The sequence below is a fragment of the Oryzomonas japonica genome (assembly GCF_008802365.1).
In the GTDB taxonomy this organism is placed as follows: Bacteria; Desulfobacterota; Desulfuromonadia; order Geobacterales; family Pseudopelobacteraceae; genus Oryzomonas; species Oryzomonas japonica.
On sequence record NZ_VZQZ01000004.1, the window covers coordinates 48475 to 64338 of the forward strand.

Here is a 15864-nt window from a genome sequence, read left to right on the forward strand (position 1 = left end):
CTCCTTTTCCCTGGGGCCCCGTCTCGTGCGGGGCGATGGGTAGTGGTGCCGTCTGGTGCGCATTGTTTCGTAGATGTGCCGCCGATTCCACATCGACGTGAAATCGGCGGCAAGTGCTCGTGCTGTGTGGCGCTATTTATTGGTCACGGTCTGGGGTTCGGCTGCCTTGTTCTTGCCCATGGCCTTGGCGAACCCGAGCATCATCAGGAGCGCCGGCATGAGTTGGGCAACGACGATCAGGGCGCAGAAGCCCAGGAAGATCCATACGAAGAGCCCGCTGTTGTCCTCCCGCGCGCCGCTTGCCGCAAAGGCGCTGGATGCGGAACCGATGGTAAGCATGAGAGCATTGATCAATGGTGTGGTTTTCATGGCGTCCTCCCTCGGTAGTATAGCATTCAAAGTGTGTTTGAAAAGTTGCCCCGCCTTTTTTACGGAGCGTGGCGTTATTTGTCGCCGCCGGTTTCGTGCGCCTTCTTCTCGCTTGCCGAGAATACCCCCTTGAGCATGCCGACCAGCAGCATGATGCCGGGAACGAACTGGAAGAGGACGATCAGGATGCCGAATGCGATGAAGAATGTGGCCAACAGGCTCAGACCTTCTCCCTCTGCTCCCCCTCCCGCCGCCAGCGCCGTGCCGGCAGTGATCATCAGGGACATTAGCGTTGCCGATATGGTTCTCATGGCTCTCCCCTTTCTTGCTGAGCGTGTCATGGTGTTTCCTTGCCCATTGTCAGAGCATCGACCGTGCCATAATGGCGCAACCGTTGAACAAATAAAGATAAGTATATGGGATAATTAGAGGTATGCCCGGGCGCCCCGCGAACGGGGCGTGGGGAACGGCGCGGCCGGCTGTATAGCAATCCCATACAGTCGAAAAAAGTGGCCGGGCGCAAACCGGTCGCCAGGAGGCCGGGATCATTTGGTTTTTAATGAAGAATCGGCGGGAGGCGCAACCGTATAGCGAAATTATACATATGGGCAGACGTATTGACTTGCGGTATCGTCTTGCTAAAATAGGAAAACAGATTGTGTTTTGAGTAGTTGACATGCTTTTGAAACTATTGCAATGTGACGTTGACGGGAAGGAGACGGCGATGGGACAGTTCCGGATGCTGGTAGTCGACGACGAGGCGGTGATCAGGGACGGCCTGAGGCGTATTCTCGAAGGAGAAGGCTTCTTCGTCGAAACGTGCGTGAGCGGCCATAGCGCCATCGAATCCCTGCACGCGCGGGAATTCGACCTGATCGTCACCGACCTGAAGATGCCGGGCATGAACGGCATCGAGGTCCTCAAGGCGGTGAAGACCCTCCAACCGGAAGCGCCGGTCATCATCATCACCGGCTACGCCACCGTGGACACCGCCGTGGAGGCCATGAAGAACGGGGCGGTGGACTATATCGCCAAGCCCTTCACCCCCGAGCAGCTTCTCCAGAAGATCGACCGGGCCCTGGAACAGCGGGTCCTCCTCATGGAGGAACTCAACAAGACCAAGGATGCCATCTCCTCCCAACACGGATTCGGCCTGTTCGTGGGCCAGAGCAAGGAGATGCAGAAGGTCTACCACCGGATCATGCAGGTGGCCGCCACGGACAGCACGGTGCTGGTTACCGGCGAAAGCGGCACCGGCAAGGAACTGGTCGCCCGGGCCATCCACCAGAACAGCCCGAGAAACGGCAAGCCCTTCGTGGCCGTGGATTGCAGCTCCCTGGCGGAAAACCTCCTGGAGAGCGAGTTGTTCGGCCACGTCAAGGGGGCGTTCACCGGAGCGGTCCTGGCCAAGACCGGGCTCTTCAAGGTGGCCGACGGCGGCACCCTGTTTCTGGACGAGGTCTCCAACATCAGCCTCTCCACCCAGGCCAAGCTGCTGCGGGTGCTCCAGGAACGCCTGGTGACCCCCATCGGCGGGACCCAGCCGGTCCCCATCAATATCCACCTGGTGGCCGCCACCAACCGGAACCTGCGCACCATGGTGGGGGAGGGGGCCTTCCGCGAGGACCTGTTCTTCCGCCTCAACATCATCCCCATCGAACTGCCTCCCCTGCGGGAGCGCAAGGGGGACATCCCCCTGCTCATCAGCCATTTCCTGAAAAAATTCACCGCCGCCGTGGGCAAGAATATCCGGGGGATCGCGCCGGACGCCATGGCGCTGTTGGAAACCTACGACTATCCGGGCAACGTGCGGGAGTTGGAGAACACCATCGAGCGCGCGGTGGTGCTGGCGGGCGGGGAGGTCATCCACAAGGACGATCTGGAACTCTCCCCGGATAGTCCCGGCGCGCCGGCCCAGCCCGGAATGGAGGAAGGGTATGTCCCCCATACGTCGGACGAACTGAAGGAGATGAAGCGCCATATCCGGGACCAGGCGGTGGAGGGGATCGAAAAGGCCTTTGTCATGGGAGCCCTGGAGCGGAACAACTGGAACATCACCCGGGCCGCCGAGGAGACCGGCATCCTGCGTCCCAATTTTCAGGGGATGCTCAAGCGGCTGGGGATCTCGGTGAAGGCGCAGTTGGAGAAATAAAAAATAGTAGGACTTATGTGACCCATAGGACTTTTGAGTCATAGGACCTATAAGTCCCATGAGTCCTATCGGTCATATTGCTCCCTGCTCTTCCTCTCCGCTCCCCTGGAGCGGCAGCAGGATGGTAAAGGTCGTCCCCACCCCCACCTTGCTTGCCACCTCGATCTTCCCCGCATTGTTTTCCACAAAACCGTAGGAAATGGAGAGCCCCAACCCGGTCCCCTCGGCCTTGGTGGTGAAGAAGGGGTCGAAGATGCGTTGCAGGTCCTCTTCGGAGATGCCGCAGCCGTTATCCCCGATCTCCACGCAGGCGAAGCCGCCGCCGTCCGGTTGCGAGGTGGTGATGCTGATCAGCCCCCCCTTGGGCATGGCATGGCTGGCGTTGATGAACAGGTTGACGAAGACCTGCTGCATCTGGTTGGAATCCACGAAGACGTCCCCCAGGTCCGGGTCGTAGGAACGCTTGATGCTGATGTTCTGGAAGCTGGGCTGATGCTGGAGCAAGCCGACGACCCGGTCCAGGAGGTTGTTGAGGGAGATGGCCTCCTTGTGGGGCAGGGCCTCGCGGGAGAATTCCAGGAGCTGCTTGACGATATCGGCGCAGCGGCGGCACTCGGCGATGATCCGTTCCAGGTCCGGCTTGAGGGACGGGTCGAGGCGCTTGTCGTTGTCCACGATGGAGGCGTAGAGCAGGATGCCGCTCAGGGGGTTGTTGATCTCATGGGCGATGCCCGCCACCAGGTTGCCCAGGGAGGCCAGTTTTTCGGAACGGTGGAGCTGGGCCTGCATCTGCTTGATCTCCTGGCTCCGCTCCTCGACCTTGTGTTCCAGATTGCCGGCCCATTCCTTCAACTCCTCGTTGGCCTTGGCGAGGCCCGCGGTCATGTCGTTGACCGCCTCGGAAAGATCCCCCAGCTCGTCGTCGCTGGTGATCGGTATGCGGGCGTCCATGTCCCCTGCCGACACCCGTGCGGTATGCTGCACCAGCCGCTGCACCGGGCGGTCCACGAGGCGCTGGGTCAGGAAGGTGATCAACACCCCGATGAACAGCAGGAGCATGCAGGTCATGACGATGAACTGCATGCGGTACTCGTGGGACTGCTGGCGCAGGCTTTCCAGGGAGAGGGTGATGTCCAGCACGCCCAAGATATGATGATCCTTGTCGTGGAAATGGCAGGCCCCGGTGGAGCATTCCGGCTGGTTGTAGATGGCCTTGGTGTAGCCCAGCACCTCCGCGCCGTTGGCGGTGCGGTACAGGCGGCTGCTGTTGTTGGTCGGGGAAAAAAGCCGGGTGTTGTTCGGTTGGTGGCAGAAGATGCAGGCCGCGTTCTTCTGGTCGATGATGGTGCCGATCTCGCTTTTGTGGCTGGAGAAGACCACCTTGCCGCTCCGGTCGATGATGCTGATATGCTCGATGCTTCTGCTCTGGGCGATCCGGTCCGCCATCAGGTACAGGCTGGCCTTATCGTTCTTCATCATGGCGTCGTAGGTGCTCTGGTTGATGATCTCCGTCAACTGGTCGGCATTGGAGATGGCGTACTCGATGGTGGCTTTGCGGAAGTTTTTCAGGTTGATGTAGTCCAGGATACCCATGAAGCCGACCAGGATCAGGGAGGTGGCCAGGGTGAGCTTGACGATGAGGGAGAGACGCAGGCGCATGGATGACCTTTGCGTTCGGAAGTATGCGTTAGGGCTGTGTGGCTACATACTGCGTTTGGCGTTGCAAGTCAAGCCGCAGCTGCGCATAGCAGCGGGATGGTGCCGTCACCCGGGTCGCTTGCATTTCCCCCCTCTGCCGGGGAAGGGGAGGGCTTACGAACAGAGGTCCTCTGTTTTTAAGTCTTCCGGCGCCGGTAGGTGAAGACCCGCTCGATGAACTCCTCCCGGAACCCCTGGTCGCCCAGCCGCCCCTCCTCTGCCACCGGCAAAAGCGGGAAGCGGGCCGTCAGGGCTGCGGCGAACAGACCGCTGCCGCTCCCGGCCGCTCCGCCGCCGTCGTAGACCGGGACCTGCACCAGACCGCAGCTGGGCGAACTCTTTTTGAAGATGAAGCCGCACAGGTCCTCGCCCTCCAACTCCCTGACCTTCATGCGGCACCAGGCCTGCATCCGGTCGGTCAGGTCGATGCGGCTTTGGGTGGTCACCAGGCGCGGGGCGGCCGGGTCCCCCTCCAGGCGCATGGCCTCCCGGGGGATGGGCAGGCCGCACCCCACCTCGGGACAGACCGATACGAACCGGAAAAAGCGCCCCAGGCGGTCGGTGAGGTACCGGTCGTGCTTGTGGCCGCCGTCGTAGCGGACCTGCTCCCCCAGCAGGCAGGAGCTGACGCCGATGGCGCAGGGGACGGCCGCAGGTTCAGGCTCAGGGTTGCAGGGTGCCATCTTCGATAATCAGCTCATACTTGTAGCCGGCGCCGAAATCCCGGTCCTTGCTGAGTATCCCCGAGGCCGTGACCACCTCCCCCTCGTTGGGCACCGTTTGGGTGGTGACGGTGAGGTCGTTGGTCTTCTTCTTGGCGCTGCCGCTGCCGTCCCGCAGGTGGACCCAGTTTTTCCCCATGATCCCCGTTGCGACCTTGACGACCTTGCCCCTGACCACGACCTTGCGTTTGTTCAGGGTATTCTTGTTCTTGTAGAGTTCCGCCACCGTATAGGCATTGGGGCCGGTGGCCTTTTCCACCTTGGCCTTATCGCTTTTGGCGGCGGCTTTCACCGGTGCCGCCTTGGGTGCGCTCGTCGGGGCGGCGTTCTGCTGTGCCACCGGCCCGTCTGAAAAGACGATCCGGTCGAAGGTGCGCTTGAGGGTTTTGCTGGTGAAGTTGGTGAGCTCGCTCCCGTGGCTGAACGACATCTTCTGCCCCACGGTCACGCTCATCTCGGGGACGGCAACCCAACTCTTCACTCCGTTGTTCTCCAGGCCGACATAGGTATATCCCCCCGCGTCCATGGTTTCCACCACGGTGCCGGAGAGGGGGAGCGGTGCTTGCTGCGAGACAGTCCGGGCCGCGGAACGGTTGCTGAAGGTCCCCCTGGGGAACCCATGGGCAACCTGGCCCGCCGCGATGAGAGAGATGGTGAAAATGATGCTCAACAACTGTGCGTTTCGTGTCATGTACGGCTCCTTTGGGAGGGGTCTTTGCGGGAAATCATATTGTTTTCCGGTGTGATGCACAAGCCTTATTTCGTACCCGCCCCGACCCGGCCTGCACGGCGTTTTTATCCGTGGCGTTTTTGCCCATGGGGGATTGCTACTCGTGGGGAATCTGCTACAACGCGATCCAGTGCGAGCGAATCGGTGCGTGGCCGCCGGAAAGCGGCTCAGGCCCCTCTGCGTCCGATCGAATCCAGGTCACAATATTTCCCTGTTTTGGGGGATTGCTGTTGCTGAGAAAGTTTGCTAAAAACGACCTATGAAAATTCCGGTACTCTTTATCGACGGCACCCCCGGCGTTGTGGGGGATGATGAACTCGAATCGTTCATCCAGAAAAGGCGCATCCTCTCCTTCCGCCGTTCCGGGGAGTGGGTCAGGGTTGCCAAGGACCCCCTGCGGGGTTCGTCCGGCAAGAAGGCCTATGACGGGAAAGAACGAAGAAAGGCGTAAGGGACTCACGATGCGCATCCTTTTCACCACCATGTTGTTCCTGATCCTGTGCCCCCTGGCTGGGGCGGCCCTTGCCGACGACAGGTCCGACTGCCTCAACGCCTGTGCGAGCGACAAACGATCGAACGATATGTACTGTCCTCCGGCCGGCGGCTACTCGGACGAAGACCACAGACAGTGCTTGGAAAAGAACGCCGCCGCCTACGGCGAGTGCGCCAAGGCCTGTTCCCCCGCCCCGGAACCGCCGCCCGCTACAGCTCCCGAACCGCCCCCCGCGCCGGCCGATCCGCCACCCGCACCGCCCGAGGGGGCCCCGGCCGGGGATAAATAGGAATAAGCAGGAACCGGCTCACCATCGCCTACCATGGGGCATCCCCGTGCGCACCGGCATGATCCTCAAAATTTGTACGTAAGCCACGTGGTCAGGTAATCCACATCCTCTCCCGGTCCCGATTCCTTCAAAAAGCTGCCGGCAAAAAAATGTCCATATATGGCGACAAAGGACAGGTGCCGGTCGATGTCCCAGAGCAGTTGCCCCTGGGACATGCTGCCGATGTAGCGGGCAGCGCTCGTCTTGCCGGAGCGGACGAGAGCCACGGCGTTGTTGTACAGTCCGTCGTGGGTGCTCTCCCGCCAGAAAAAATCCCAGTCGAAGATCAAGGCGAGATGGTCGGCAAGGTGGAGGTCGATGCAGGGGTTCAGGTCGATGAAGTTGGCCGGCCCGATCAGTCCCGCCTCGCTGAAATAGGCTCCTTTGGGGAAGAGCGGGTTGAAGGTTTCCAAGTCATGGGTGGCCGGGGCGTCGTCACCGCTGGCGATATCCGCCCGCAGGCCGAATCGTGGACGGAGCGGAAGCGACGAGAGGGTGTAGCCGGTGTCCGAAGCGACCGTCCAGGCTTGAATAGCGCCGGTGCCGAAACTCCCCCACTGGTAGATGGCTTCGAAGTTGTAATCGAGGGGCGCCGCTGTGCGCCAGAGCCGTGCCCCCAGGGAATGCCGCGTTTCCCGTGCAGTCCCCTGGTCGAAGCCGGCCTTGCCCCGATAGACCCCCATATAGTAGACATCCAGGTTCCCCTGGGGAAGAAGCGGGAACGGCAGCACCCCATAGGCCCCCCAGAGGGCCTTGGCGTTGTCCGTCCCGTCGTCGAAGGCATACCGGTTGGTCTGGACCGGCTTGGCGGCAAACCCATCGATCCTGAATTCTCCCGTGCGGTACATGAGCCGGAAACCGTCGAAGCTCTGGCGTACGTTTGGTCCTTCCCGCACCGAGACGAGCCGCTGGGAGCCGTAGGCCAGTTCCTGCCGCCCGGAGCGCAGGGTCAGGGAGGCTGCGTCGGATAGATCGAGCTTCAGGTCCAAAAAGGCTTGGTGCAGGTCCAATTCGTCCCGGTCGGTCGGTCGCGGTCCGCCTCTGCGACCATTTTCCAGGCTGCTCTGGAACTGGCTGAAGATGCGCAGGTTCTCGCCCATCCTGAGGTCGCCGTGCAGGAAGTATCTCTGGAGGAGGTAGCCGGAGTCTTGCGGGTCCTTGCCCCAGTTTGGGTGGTTGAAGTATTCGTAGCGTTCCCGCGCCTCACCGCCCAGGGAGAGATACCAGGAGCCAGTCCGGTTGAACGGGAGGTATTTGACCGGGTCCCAGGTGTCGGTATTCAGGGCCGGATCGCGCAGGTAGCCGTAATCCTCGTCGGCGCGATTCAGTAAGTAACCCCGGAAGCTGTCCGGTGGCTCCCCGAAGCCGGCAGGGGAAGGCGCCGGAAGAGCGAGCAACGATACCCCGATAATAGCCACCCAAACCGCCTGAAAAAGCTTCATCGCACCGCCTCCCCTAAAAGTGTTCACCCCTGCCTTTCCGCACCGATATCCTGTCCTTGGCCGACCGCTCCCAGAAGCTGCCCCGCCAGTTGTCCACCGAATCCTCGGCAGCGATCCAGGGAGGAAGGGCGATCTGGAAGTGGGCGGCAAGCTCGTGGACGTACGGCTCGTACAGAAGGCGCAACTCCCGCAGTTTCCGGTCGAAGGCCTCGCCCTGCCGCAGGTGCTGCCCGCTTTCTGTCAGAAGGAGGCGCAACTCCTCCAGCCGCTCCGGGGGCAGCCGGTCCGGGATCGATTCCCGCGGGGCGGTCCTGAAGACCAGGGAGAGGTCGATGACCGCGTGGCGGGCCATGGCGAAGGTCAGTTCCGCCTGGCGCTCGCAGGCCCCCTCCAGGCCAGCCATGACCAGCGCGCAGGTGTCCAGGATCGCGGCCAGTGCCGCCAGCCACGACTGGTTGTCGTGCTGGGAGCGGAAATAGGCCAGGACCGGATAGGAGAGGTGCCCCTCCAGGAACTCCGCCGACCAGCGCTCCCATTCGTGCAGGAGCTGGCGGAGCGCCTCCTTCCCGTGTTCGTAGCCGTGGCGGCGGAGCATCTCCGAGGCGGTGGGGGGCGATCCGGCCCGGGCGTCCAGGAGGGAGATGCTCACCTCCCGGCGGGCGAAGGACTGGTTGAGGGCCGGCAGGTAGCCGATCACCAGGGCGAGAAAGGCGAATCCCATGCCCGATTCCACCACTACCAGGAGGCGCGCCAGGGGGGTGCGGGGAACGACGTCCCCCAGCCCCAGGGTGAAGAAGGTGGTGCCGCTCAGGTACAGGTCGGTGAGGAAGCCGCTGGCACCGTCCCGGGCCACCACCGCCGAGCCGAGGGCCCAGTGGATGAGGGCGAAGCCGCAGATCAGGCCGAAGGCCCAGAAGCTCAGGAGCAACAGGAGCGACAGGGGGCCGAAATAGCTGAGCCAGGTCTCCTGCCGCCGGGCGGGGATCAGGAGCGTGACCATCCGCACCCAGGGGCGCCAACTGCTCCGGTAGAAAAAACGGGTGAGGCGAAAACGGCGCGTCACCCGGCGCGGCAGGACGATGGTCTCGAACCCCTCCCACAGGACCAGGAGGACCAGGGCAATGCCGGATATGATTGCCAGGACCGTCACGTTATCTGCTCTTGATAAAGGTGCCGTTCTGGAATTCCTCGAAGGCGACCCGCAACTCCTCCTGGGTGTTCATGACGATGGGGCCGTACCAGGCCACCGGCTCATGGAGCGGTTTCCCCGCGATGAACAGGAAGCGGACCGGCCGCTCGCCAGCCACGACCTGCACCTCGCTCCCTTCCCGCTTGTAGAGGACCACGGTTTCCGGGCCGCAGATGCAGCGCCGGTCCAGGTCCATCCACCCCGCGCCCGCCATCTCGTAGGCAAAGGCGTCACGCTGCTCGTCGAAATACCCCTCGCCGTCCAGCACGTAGGCGATGGCGGTATGTCCCGCCGTGACCGGGTGGCGAAAGGTCGCGCCGGCCGGGATGCTCACATCCAGCATCTCCGGGTCGATCACGATGTCCCGCACCGGCCCCTGGACCCCGCCGACCCGGCCGCTGACGACCTTGATCCTGACCCCCGTATCCAGGGTCACCTCCGGGATATCGCCCGCCTTCACGTCCCGGTAGCGGGGCGCCATCATTTTCTGGCCGGCCGGCAGGTTGGCCCAGAACTGGAAGCCCCACATCATGCCGGTGGGGCTCTTCTGGGGCATCTCCTGGTGGATGATGCCGCTGCCGGCGGTCATCCACTGCACGTCGCCGGGGCCGATGACCCCCTTGTTGCCCATGCTGTCCCCATGCTCCACCAGCCCTTCCAAGACATAGGTGATGGTCTCGATGCCCCGGTGGGGGTGCCAGGGAAAGCCGGGCAGATACTCGGCCGGATTGGCGGTATGGAAGTCGTCCAGCATCAGGAACGGGTCGAACAGCGGCACCTGGGAGTTGCCGAAGGCGCGTTTCAGGTGGACTCCGGCCCCCTCCACGGTGGGGCGGCTCTTGTACAGCTTGTCGATGGCGCGGGTGGTCATGGGGGGATTTCCTTTCAGGGGGATTTGGGGTGTATGGGACCTATGGGACTCATAGGTCCCATACACCCCTCTATCATATCAGAATGCAAAACATGTACAACCGATCCCCCAGGGACCATCCTCGCCGAATACCCGGTGGGTATGCCGGTGAAGCGGGTCGTCGCATGAGACGGCCGCCGCCAGGGCAGGCACCTCTGGTTCGCCGTGCCCATCCCGGTACGCCCCGCCGTAGACGCCCGTGGGCGACCAGTCGGGAGAAACCGGCGGCACGGGGGGCGCCAGGGAGGCGAAGTCGCCCGCCCCATGGACGATACGTCCCCCCATGATGGTCAAAAGCGACTCGATCCCCTTGATCTCCTCGTCGGGCACGCTGAAGTAGTCGGCCGACAGCACCGACAGGTCGGCGAGTTGCCCCACCGCGATCCGCCCTTTTTTGCCATCGTCGCCGGAAAACCATGAGCTTCCCTCGGTGTAGAGCCTAAGGGCCGTGGCCCGGTCCAGGCGGTTCTCCTCGCCGCACAGGGCAAGGCCGCCGACGGTTTTGCCGGTCACCAGCCAGTAGAGCGATACCCAGGGGTTGTAGCTCGCCACCCTGGTGGCGTCCGTGCCCGCGCCCACCGGAATTCCCATGCGGAGCATGGTCGAGATGGGCGGGGCCATGCTGGCCGCTCTTTTCCCGTAACGCTCCACAAAATACTCACCCTGGAAGGCCATGCGGTCCTGGATGGCGATGCCGCCCCCCAGGCGGCGCACCCGCTCCATGTTCCGCTCCGAGATGGTCTCGGCATGGTCGAAGAACCAGCGCAGACCGTTGAAGGGGATCTCCCGGTCGATGGCCTCGAACACGTCCAGAAAACGGGTGATGGATTCATCGTAGGTGGCGTGCAGCCGAAACGGCCAGCGTTTCTCCACCAGCAGGGCCACCACCTTTTTCAGTTCCGCCTCCAGGACCGGTTGCAGGTCGGGGCGCGGCTCCAGGAAGTCCTCGAAGTCGGCGGCGGAAAAGACCAGCATCTCGCCTGCGCCGTTTACCTTGTAGACATCGTTCCCCTTTCCCGGTTCGGTGATCTCGGCCCAGTGGGCAAAGTCGTCGTACTCCTGACCGGGGCGCTGGGTGAACAGGTTGTAGGCGATGCGCAGGGTCAGTTCGTCCCGTCCCGCCAACTCCTCCACCACCCGGTAGTCGTCGGGGTAGTTCTGGAAGCCGCCGCCGGCGTCGATGCAACTGGTGATCCCGAGCCGGTTCAGCTCGCGCATGAAGTGGCGGGTGGAGTTGACCTGGTCGTCGAAGCCGAGCTTCGGCCCCTTGGCCAGGCTGGCGTAGAGGATCAGGGCGTTGGGCTTGGCGATCAACAGGCCGGTGGGATTGCCGGACCTGTCCCGCTGGATCTCCCCGCCGGTTGGATTGGGGGTCTCCTTCGTGTACCCCAGGGCTCGGAGTCCGGCCCGGTTGACGAACGCCCGGTCGTACAGGTGCAGGACAAAGACCGGGGTGTCCGGCGCGGCGGCGTTGATCTCCTCCAGAGTCGGCATGCGCCGCTCGACGAACTGGAACTCGGTCCAGCCGCCGATGACCCGCACCCACTGGGGGGGCGGGGTGCGGCGGGCCTGCTCGCGCAGCATGCGCAGCGCCAGAGCCAGGGAGGGCACCCCGTCCCAGCGCAGTTCCATGTTGAAGTTGAGGCCGCCCCGGATGACGTGGATGTGGGAATCGTTCAGGCCGGGGATGACGGTGTGTCCTTTGAGGTCGATTCGCCTGGTCGCGGCGGGGGCATCCTTGAGCAGCTCTTCGCCGCCCAGGGCGGTGATCTTGCCGTCGCTCAGGGCAACGGCGGAAATCGTGGCATGGCCGCCATCCGCTGCGGCAATGGCGCCGTTATACAGAATCATGTCAGGTGCGTTCATATCGCTACCCCTTTATTACCTTTGAGGGCGGTGTTCCAGCCAGGGGACCAGCATGCTGACCGGTCAGACGCCCAGGACCGTGACGGCGGCCATCTTCCAGCTTTGTCTTTGGCCGGTCCATGGTTACTGCGTACCGGTCCCCGGTGATCCACCGGCTCGGCGTTCTGCCGCCAAGAGCCCGGCCTTTTTGATAAGCCTCGCCAATTTTGCATCAAGGGACCGAGCCACGGCCATGACCTCAGGATGATGGAACTGGCCGAAAAGAGAGGAAGGCTGGTCATATTCGATGCGCGTCAATCCGTCGCCGGCTGCGTAGACGAACAACCTCAGAGGGGCGTAGAGCCCTGCCCTGATATCGTGGCGTGTCATGGTGACCGCGATGAGCGGGTTTCCCAGGACATACTGTTTGCCCTTTTGCGGGGTGCCGAAGAGGTTCAGAAGCCCACCATGGTCCTGGACGTTGAACAGCATCAGTCCCTCTTCGCCAGCCGCTTTCTCAAGGCGGTCCTCCACTGAGCGGGGATCGGTCGCAATCCCCTTGAGGAGAGCGTCGTCGAACCGGCCGAGGGATTGTTCGAGTGCTTTGGTGAAGTCCTCAAAGTCGGCATCCGCCTCCAGAGCTATATGATGTACTTCAATGATGCGTTCCATGTTGGGTTCCTTGCAGCAACGTCACTGTCATCGCGGCGTTCCCGGCTTTGAAGGGTCAGTTGAGGAAAGCCATGTCTAGCCGCCCTATGATACGAGCGTCGCCTCCAGGGTGATCTCGGTATTGAACAGCTTGGAAACCGGGCAGCCGGCCTTGGCCTGGGCAGCGAGCCGTTCCAGGGTCGCCTGGTCCGCCCCCGGAATCTTGGCTTCCAGCTTCAGGTGGACGGCGGTAATGGCATAGCCCCCCTCCACCTGCTCCAGGGTGACCGTGGCCATGGTCTCCATCCGTTCGGCGGTAAGCTTCGCCTCGCCCAGGATGAGCGAAAGGGCCATGGTGAAGCAGCCGGCGTGGGCCGCCCCGAGCAACTCTTCCGGATTGGTGCCCGGCACCCCCTCGAAGCGGCTGGAAAAGCCGTAGGGATAGGCATGGAGGGCGCCGCTCCCGGTGGAGATGGCCCCGCTGCCGTCCTTGATGCCGCCTTGCCATTTGGCCGATCCGTTGCGCTTGATCTTCATGGTTGTTCTCCTTGTCAGCACTGCATTATGGAACGGGGACTAATGCCCGGCGCCGGCCCGGCTGGGAGGCGCGCCGTGCACCATGGTGTAGGCGTACTCCACACCCTGGCCATAGGCACCGCACAGCTCCTTGACCACCGCCATGACGTCGTTGTAGGTCTCTTTGTGCGCCCAATCCCGCTGGTACTCGAGGAGGACCTGGAGCGCGGTCACCGGGATTGCGCCCGCCTGTTCCACGCGACGCATGGCCGCGTTGTGCGCCGTCACTGAGGTGCCCCCCGAGGCATCCTCCACGGCATAGACCTCGAACCCGGCCCTCATGGCCTCCAGGGCCGGGAAGGTCAGGCAGACCTCGGTCCAGAGGGCGGCCATGACCAGTTTGCTTCTCCCGGTCGCCTTCACCGCGGCGACGAACTCCTCGCTTTCCCATGAGTTCATGGAACTGCGCTCGATCGGCTCCTGGCCGGGGAAGATGTCCAGGATCTGGGGCCACATATTGCCCGAGAAACTCTTGGTCTCAACGGTGGTGAGGATGGTGGGAACCTTGAAGATCCGTGCCGCTTTGGCCAGCAGCAGGACATTGTTGAAAAGGGTCTGGCGGTCGATGTTGGCAACCCCGAAAGTCATCTGGGGCTGAAAGTCGATGAAGATGACGGCGCTGTTGGCCGGATTGAGCAATTCGGTTTTCATGGAAATGCCCTCCTATAGGACTATTTTTATCCTTAATATCGATTTAAGTCCTTTCAAAAAAAAGTTGCAACATTAAAATGTGGCCGGGAAGGCGGTTCGGTCCGAGGCCTTTCTCTTTCCGCGCCCAATAAGAAAGGCCGGGCAGCGCGAAGGGTATGTCCTTCGGCGGCCCGGCCATGTTCAGGGGGAGAATCTGTGGCGCTCGTATCCTCCTCGTGCAAAGTAATTCTCAACCACCCCCTCCTAGTTTCGGAGGACCCTCTGGGGCCTAAAGGGCCGGGGGTGGTAGTATCTCAGCCTACCATCCTTAATCCTATCTTAATAAGGGGAGAAGCCTTGAAGTCCCCCGGTGGTAATGGGAGATTGAGAGGTGGCGTTGCGAAAGAATACGTGTTGCACGAGATTAGTCCACGTCGTAAACCCAGACGTCCATGTGGGGGGCATGGATGCGGTCTCTGATGATGGCGCCGGTCCCGTCGTTGATGATCAGCGAGGAGACTGAGCAGGAAGCCGGCGCAGGAGAGCCGCTTGTCGCCGTGTCCACGCATTTTTTCAAGGCTGTGAATTCCTGGTTGGCATTGCGGAGACATGCCGCGTGTTTCAAAAGGCACTCGGTGGGGAAGGTGAGGTGCAACGCCATTTTCCTGGCGTTGACAAAGCCGATGGCGATAATCCTGAACTGGGTTGCATCCTGTTTCGTGGTGACGGAGATCTGCCTGTTGGCGGGGATATACCTGTAATTGCCGGCTTTATACGCCTCAAGGGCGGTCCGGGATTCCAGGTAGAGATCGCCGATGTCCATGGGCTTTTCGGCGCAGCCGGCCAGCGCCGTGAAGATCACAGCCCAGAGAAAAATCCGATCTGCCGCGGCACTGCGCATCTCCGGCCACCTCCCTAGAAAGCTGACGTAGGCATAATCCGGAACGCCTCCCGGATCTCCTCCATCCGGCGACGGTTTTTCCCCAGGTCGGAATACCCGAGCCGCGAGGCGGAGCGTATCTGGATGCAGCGCCGTTCCCGGTCCAGCAGGAATTCGGCGTCATCCGTGAACAGGGTCGTCCGCAGTTCAGCCCGCAGATACCCGGGGCGTTCTTCGATGACCGTCGCATCGGTCCGTCGGGCGAGGAGTTGTTTCAGGCGGGCAAAGGCGGCATCCGGTTCGCCTGTGAACGACAGGGGCGCAATCCGGTGCCGCTCGTCGTCGGCCTGGCTCAGCACGCAGTTGGGCGACGTGGGACAGGCGGTCAGGCGGCCGTCCCGCATGCCCAGGTTGGTGGGCCGTTCGCCGGTACACGCGGCCAGAAGGCCTGACAGGATACCCATGATCATACCCCTCGTGACGGCCCGAAACGAAGCGGGTCGCTTGCCCGGCAGGCGACAGATGCCGAAACGCATGTCCCCTCCCTTGGGGGAACGGCGGCGGCATTCCCCCATCGTTTTACCGATTATCATAACAGATGTTGACGTCCCGCTCTGACAGTATCTTTCCCGCAGAGTCAAAACCGTCCAGCACCGTGACCTTGAAGCTGCATTTCGTCTTTCTCGTCCCGTTGACCGTAAAGTTTCTTGTTGGGCGGGAATAGATGATGACGGAAAATCCGTCTGGGGATAAGGCCCCTACGGCTGCCGAGTAAATGGTTTTCTCATAATCCACGTCCGGGGAGGGCGCCATCACCGGCTCTGAGTAGGCTCGTATCTTGCCGTCTACAACAAGGTAATTGGTTATTTTTTTCGGGGTCATCTCATCGGCTTCATGACCCGACCCTACAACAGCTACAACTAGCTGATGCGAAGAGTCCGTGGCAAGGTATACGGCCGTGATATCACCACTACGGACGGTCGTTTTCGACGCGGCAGCATTGCATACCGCCATTTCTACCGGCCCTCGAGGTTCGCGCGGGGCAACACGGTTCGTCCACGTTTCCGTTTCCGCGTCAAGACTGCCGACCATTGTTATGCCGGAGCAGCCGGCCGCCATGGCGAGCAAACCGCATACGAGCGCGATCTTTATACCGTGCGGGACGCGGGGCATGGTCTCCGTAATCTTCATCGTGCATCCCCCTGCTGTTCTGGTAAGCGTACCGGAAAAATGAGTATCGGTTGCCGGG

At 62.1% G+C, this 15864-nt stretch carries 18 protein-coding genes; 3 read left to right on the forward strand and 15 right to left on the reverse strand.

The features are described from left to right. Nucleotides 1-132: 132 nt before the first annotated feature. Complete coding sequence (locus tag F6V25_RS07685; RefSeq protein ID WP_151128036.1) at nt 133-369, reverse strand: hypothetical protein; 237 nt, start codon at nt 367-369, stop codon at nt 133-135. Nucleotides 370-443: 74 nt separating this feature from the next. Beyond that, complete coding sequence (locus F6V25_RS07690; RefSeq protein ID WP_151128037.1) at nt 444-680, reverse strand: hypothetical protein; 237 nt, start codon at nt 678-680, stop codon at nt 444-446. A gap of 413 nt (nt 681-1093) precedes the next feature. On the opposite strand from F6V25_RS07690, the gene F6V25_RS07695 reads away from it, so the two are divergent. After that, on the forward strand, nt 1094-2521 hold the full coding sequence (locus tag F6V25_RS07695; RefSeq protein ID WP_151128038.1) for a sigma-54-dependent transcriptional regulator: 1428 nt from the start codon (nt 1094-1096) through the stop codon (nt 2519-2521). Between the two features lie 72 nt (nt 2522-2593). Here F6V25_RS07695 and F6V25_RS07700 read toward each other — a convergent pair whose 3' ends face one another. The 3 genes from F6V25_RS07700 to F6V25_RS07710 form a co-directional block, all read right to left on the reverse strand. Continuing rightward, entirely contained in the window at nt 2594-4180 is a 1587-nt protein-coding gene (locus F6V25_RS07700) for a sensor histidine kinase (RefSeq protein ID WP_151128039.1), read from the reverse strand. 176 nt (nt 4181-4356) lie between these two features. Beyond that, a complete protein-coding gene (locus F6V25_RS07705) occupies nt 4357-4902 on the reverse strand; it encodes a 2-thiouracil desulfurase family protein (protein WP_151128040.1) in 546 nt (181 codons plus the stop codon). Beyond that, nucleotides 4883-5632 carry a DNA-binding protein gene (locus F6V25_RS07710; RefSeq protein ID WP_151128041.1) on the reverse strand — a complete coding sequence of 250 codons (750 nt, stop codon included), beginning with the start codon at nt 5630-5632 and terminating at the stop codon, nt 4883-4885. Before F6V25_RS07710 ends, F6V25_RS07705 begins: the two co-directional genes overlap by 20 nt. A 298-nt stretch (nt 5633-5930) precedes the next feature. Here F6V25_RS07710 and F6V25_RS07715 point away from each other — a divergent pair, with 298 nt between their 5' ends. Together F6V25_RS07715 and F6V25_RS07720 are read left to right on the forward strand one after the other, a co-directional pair. Then, nucleotides 5931-6122 (forward strand): GSU3473 family protein, encoded by a 192-nt coding sequence (locus tag F6V25_RS07715; RefSeq protein WP_151128042.1) that lies wholly within the window; start codon nt 5931-5933, stop codon nt 6120-6122. A 10-nt stretch (nt 6123-6132) separates the two neighbouring features. Then, the gene (locus tag F6V25_RS07720) at nt 6133-6453 is read left to right on the forward strand and encodes a hypothetical protein (protein WP_151128043.1); all 321 of its coding nucleotides are present in this window, start codon (nt 6133-6135) and stop codon (nt 6451-6453) included. 65 nt (nt 6454-6518) lie between these two features. Here F6V25_RS07720 and F6V25_RS07725 read toward each other — a convergent pair whose 3' ends face one another. From F6V25_RS07725 to F6V25_RS07770, 10 genes are all read right to left on the reverse strand, one after another. After that, nucleotides 6519-7934, reverse strand: coding sequence for an alginate export family protein (locus tag F6V25_RS07725; RefSeq protein WP_151128044.1), 1416 nt, complete (start codon nt 7932-7934; stop codon nt 6519-6521). A gap of 13 nt (nt 7935-7947) precedes the next feature. After that, nucleotides 7948-9084: a potassium channel family protein gene (locus tag F6V25_RS07730; protein ID WP_151128045.1), complete on the reverse strand. Its 1137-nt coding sequence runs from the start codon at nt 9082-9084 to the stop codon at nt 7948-7950. Between the two features lies 1 nt (nt 9085). Next, the gene (locus F6V25_RS07735) at nt 9086-9994 is read right to left on the reverse strand and encodes a pirin family protein (protein WP_151128046.1); all 909 of its coding nucleotides are present in this window, start codon (nt 9992-9994) and stop codon (nt 9086-9088) included. Between the two features lie 78 nt (nt 9995-10072). Then, nucleotides 10073-11899 carry an amidohydrolase gene (locus F6V25_RS07740; RefSeq protein ID WP_151128047.1) on the reverse strand — a complete coding sequence of 609 codons (1827 nt, stop codon included), beginning with the start codon at nt 11897-11899 and terminating at the stop codon, nt 10073-10075. Between the two features lie 123 nt (nt 11900-12022). After that, on the reverse strand, nt 12023-12550 hold the full coding sequence (locus tag F6V25_RS07745) for a DUF302 domain-containing protein (protein ID WP_151128048.1): 528 nt from the start codon (nt 12548-12550) through the stop codon (nt 12023-12025). 84 nt (nt 12551-12634) lie between these two features. Beyond that, nucleotides 12635-13066, reverse strand: coding sequence for an OsmC family protein (locus F6V25_RS07750; protein WP_151128049.1), 432 nt, complete (start codon nt 13064-13066; stop codon nt 12635-12637). A 39-nt stretch (nt 13067-13105) separates the two neighbouring features. Then, complete coding sequence (locus F6V25_RS07755; RefSeq protein WP_151128050.1) at nt 13106-13756, reverse strand: hydrolase; 651 nt, start codon at nt 13754-13756, stop codon at nt 13106-13108. A 403-nt stretch (nt 13757-14159) separates the two neighbouring features. Then, nucleotides 14160-14636 carry a hypothetical protein gene (locus F6V25_RS07760; RefSeq protein ID WP_151128051.1) on the reverse strand — a complete coding sequence of 159 codons (477 nt, stop codon included), beginning with the start codon at nt 14634-14636 and terminating at the stop codon, nt 14160-14162. Between the two features lie 14 nt (nt 14637-14650). After that, nucleotides 14651-15208: a DUF1499 domain-containing protein gene (locus F6V25_RS07765; RefSeq protein WP_246166997.1), complete on the reverse strand. Its 558-nt coding sequence runs from the start codon at nt 15206-15208 to the stop codon at nt 14651-14653. Beyond that, the gene (locus F6V25_RS07770) at nt 15195-15806 is read right to left on the reverse strand and encodes a hypothetical protein (protein WP_151128052.1); all 612 of its coding nucleotides are present in this window, start codon (nt 15804-15806) and stop codon (nt 15195-15197) included. The genes F6V25_RS07765 and F6V25_RS07770 overlap by 14 nt, the downstream gene beginning before the upstream one ends. Nucleotides 15807-15864 lie beyond the last annotated feature (58 nt).

What these genes read in the sequence shown, in the direction of transcription:
- F6V25_RS07765 (WP_246166997.1), bottom strand. Translation starts at nt 15,208, where the DNA reads ATGATAATCGGTAAAACGATGGGGGAATGCCGCCGCCGTTCCCCCAAG.
- F6V25_RS07740 (WP_151128047.1), bottom strand. Translation starts at nt 11,899, where the DNA reads ATGAACGCACCTGACATGATTCTGTATAACGGCGCCATTGCCGCAGCG.
- F6V25_RS07695 (WP_151128038.1), top strand. Translation starts at nt 1,094, where the DNA reads ATGGGACAGTTCCGGATGCTGGTAGTCGACGACGAGGCGGTGATCAGG.
- F6V25_RS07710 (WP_151128041.1), bottom strand. Translation starts at nt 5,632, where the DNA reads ATGACACGAAACGCACAGTTGTTGAGCATCATTTTCACCATCTCTCTC.
- F6V25_RS07705 (WP_151128040.1), bottom strand. Translation starts at nt 4,902, where the DNA reads ATGGCACCCTGCAACCCTGAGCCTGAACCTGCGGCCGTCCCCTGCGCC.
- F6V25_RS07770 (WP_151128052.1), bottom strand. Translation starts at nt 15,806, where the DNA reads ATGAAGATTACGGAGACCATGCCCCGCGTCCCGCACGGTATAAAGATC.
- F6V25_RS07700 (WP_151128039.1), bottom strand. Translation starts at nt 4,180, where the DNA reads ATGCGCCTGCGTCTCTCCCTCATCGTCAAGCTCACCCTGGCCACCTCC.
- F6V25_RS07750 (WP_151128049.1), bottom strand. Translation starts at nt 13,066, where the DNA reads ATGAAGATCAAGCGCAACGGATCGGCCAAATGGCAAGGCGGCATCAAG.
- F6V25_RS07755 (WP_151128050.1), bottom strand. Translation starts at nt 13,756, where the DNA reads ATGAAAACCGAATTGCTCAATCCGGCCAACAGCGCCGTCATCTTCATC.
- F6V25_RS07725 (WP_151128044.1), bottom strand. Translation starts at nt 7,934, where the DNA reads ATGAAGCTTTTTCAGGCGGTTTGGGTGGCTATTATCGGGGTATCGTTG.
- F6V25_RS07745 (WP_151128048.1), bottom strand. Translation starts at nt 12,550, where the DNA reads ATGGAACGCATCATTGAAGTACATCATATAGCTCTGGAGGCGGATGCC.
- F6V25_RS07735 (WP_151128046.1), bottom strand. Translation starts at nt 9,994, where the DNA reads ATGACCACCCGCGCCATCGACAAGCTGTACAAGAGCCGCCCCACCGTG.
- F6V25_RS07685 (WP_151128036.1), bottom strand. Translation starts at nt 369, where the DNA reads ATGAAAACCACACCATTGATCAATGCTCTCATGCTTACCATCGGTTCC.
- F6V25_RS07720 (WP_151128043.1), top strand. Translation starts at nt 6,133, where the DNA reads ATGCGCATCCTTTTCACCACCATGTTGTTCCTGATCCTGTGCCCCCTG.
- F6V25_RS07760 (WP_151128051.1), bottom strand. Translation starts at nt 14,636, where the DNA reads ATGCGCAGTGCCGCGGCAGATCGGATTTTTCTCTGGGCTGTGATCTTC.
- F6V25_RS07715 (WP_151128042.1), top strand. Translation starts at nt 5,931, where the DNA reads ATGAAAATTCCGGTACTCTTTATCGACGGCACCCCCGGCGTTGTGGGG.
- F6V25_RS07690 (WP_151128037.1), bottom strand. Translation starts at nt 680, where the DNA reads ATGAGAACCATATCGGCAACGCTAATGTCCCTGATGATCACTGCCGGC.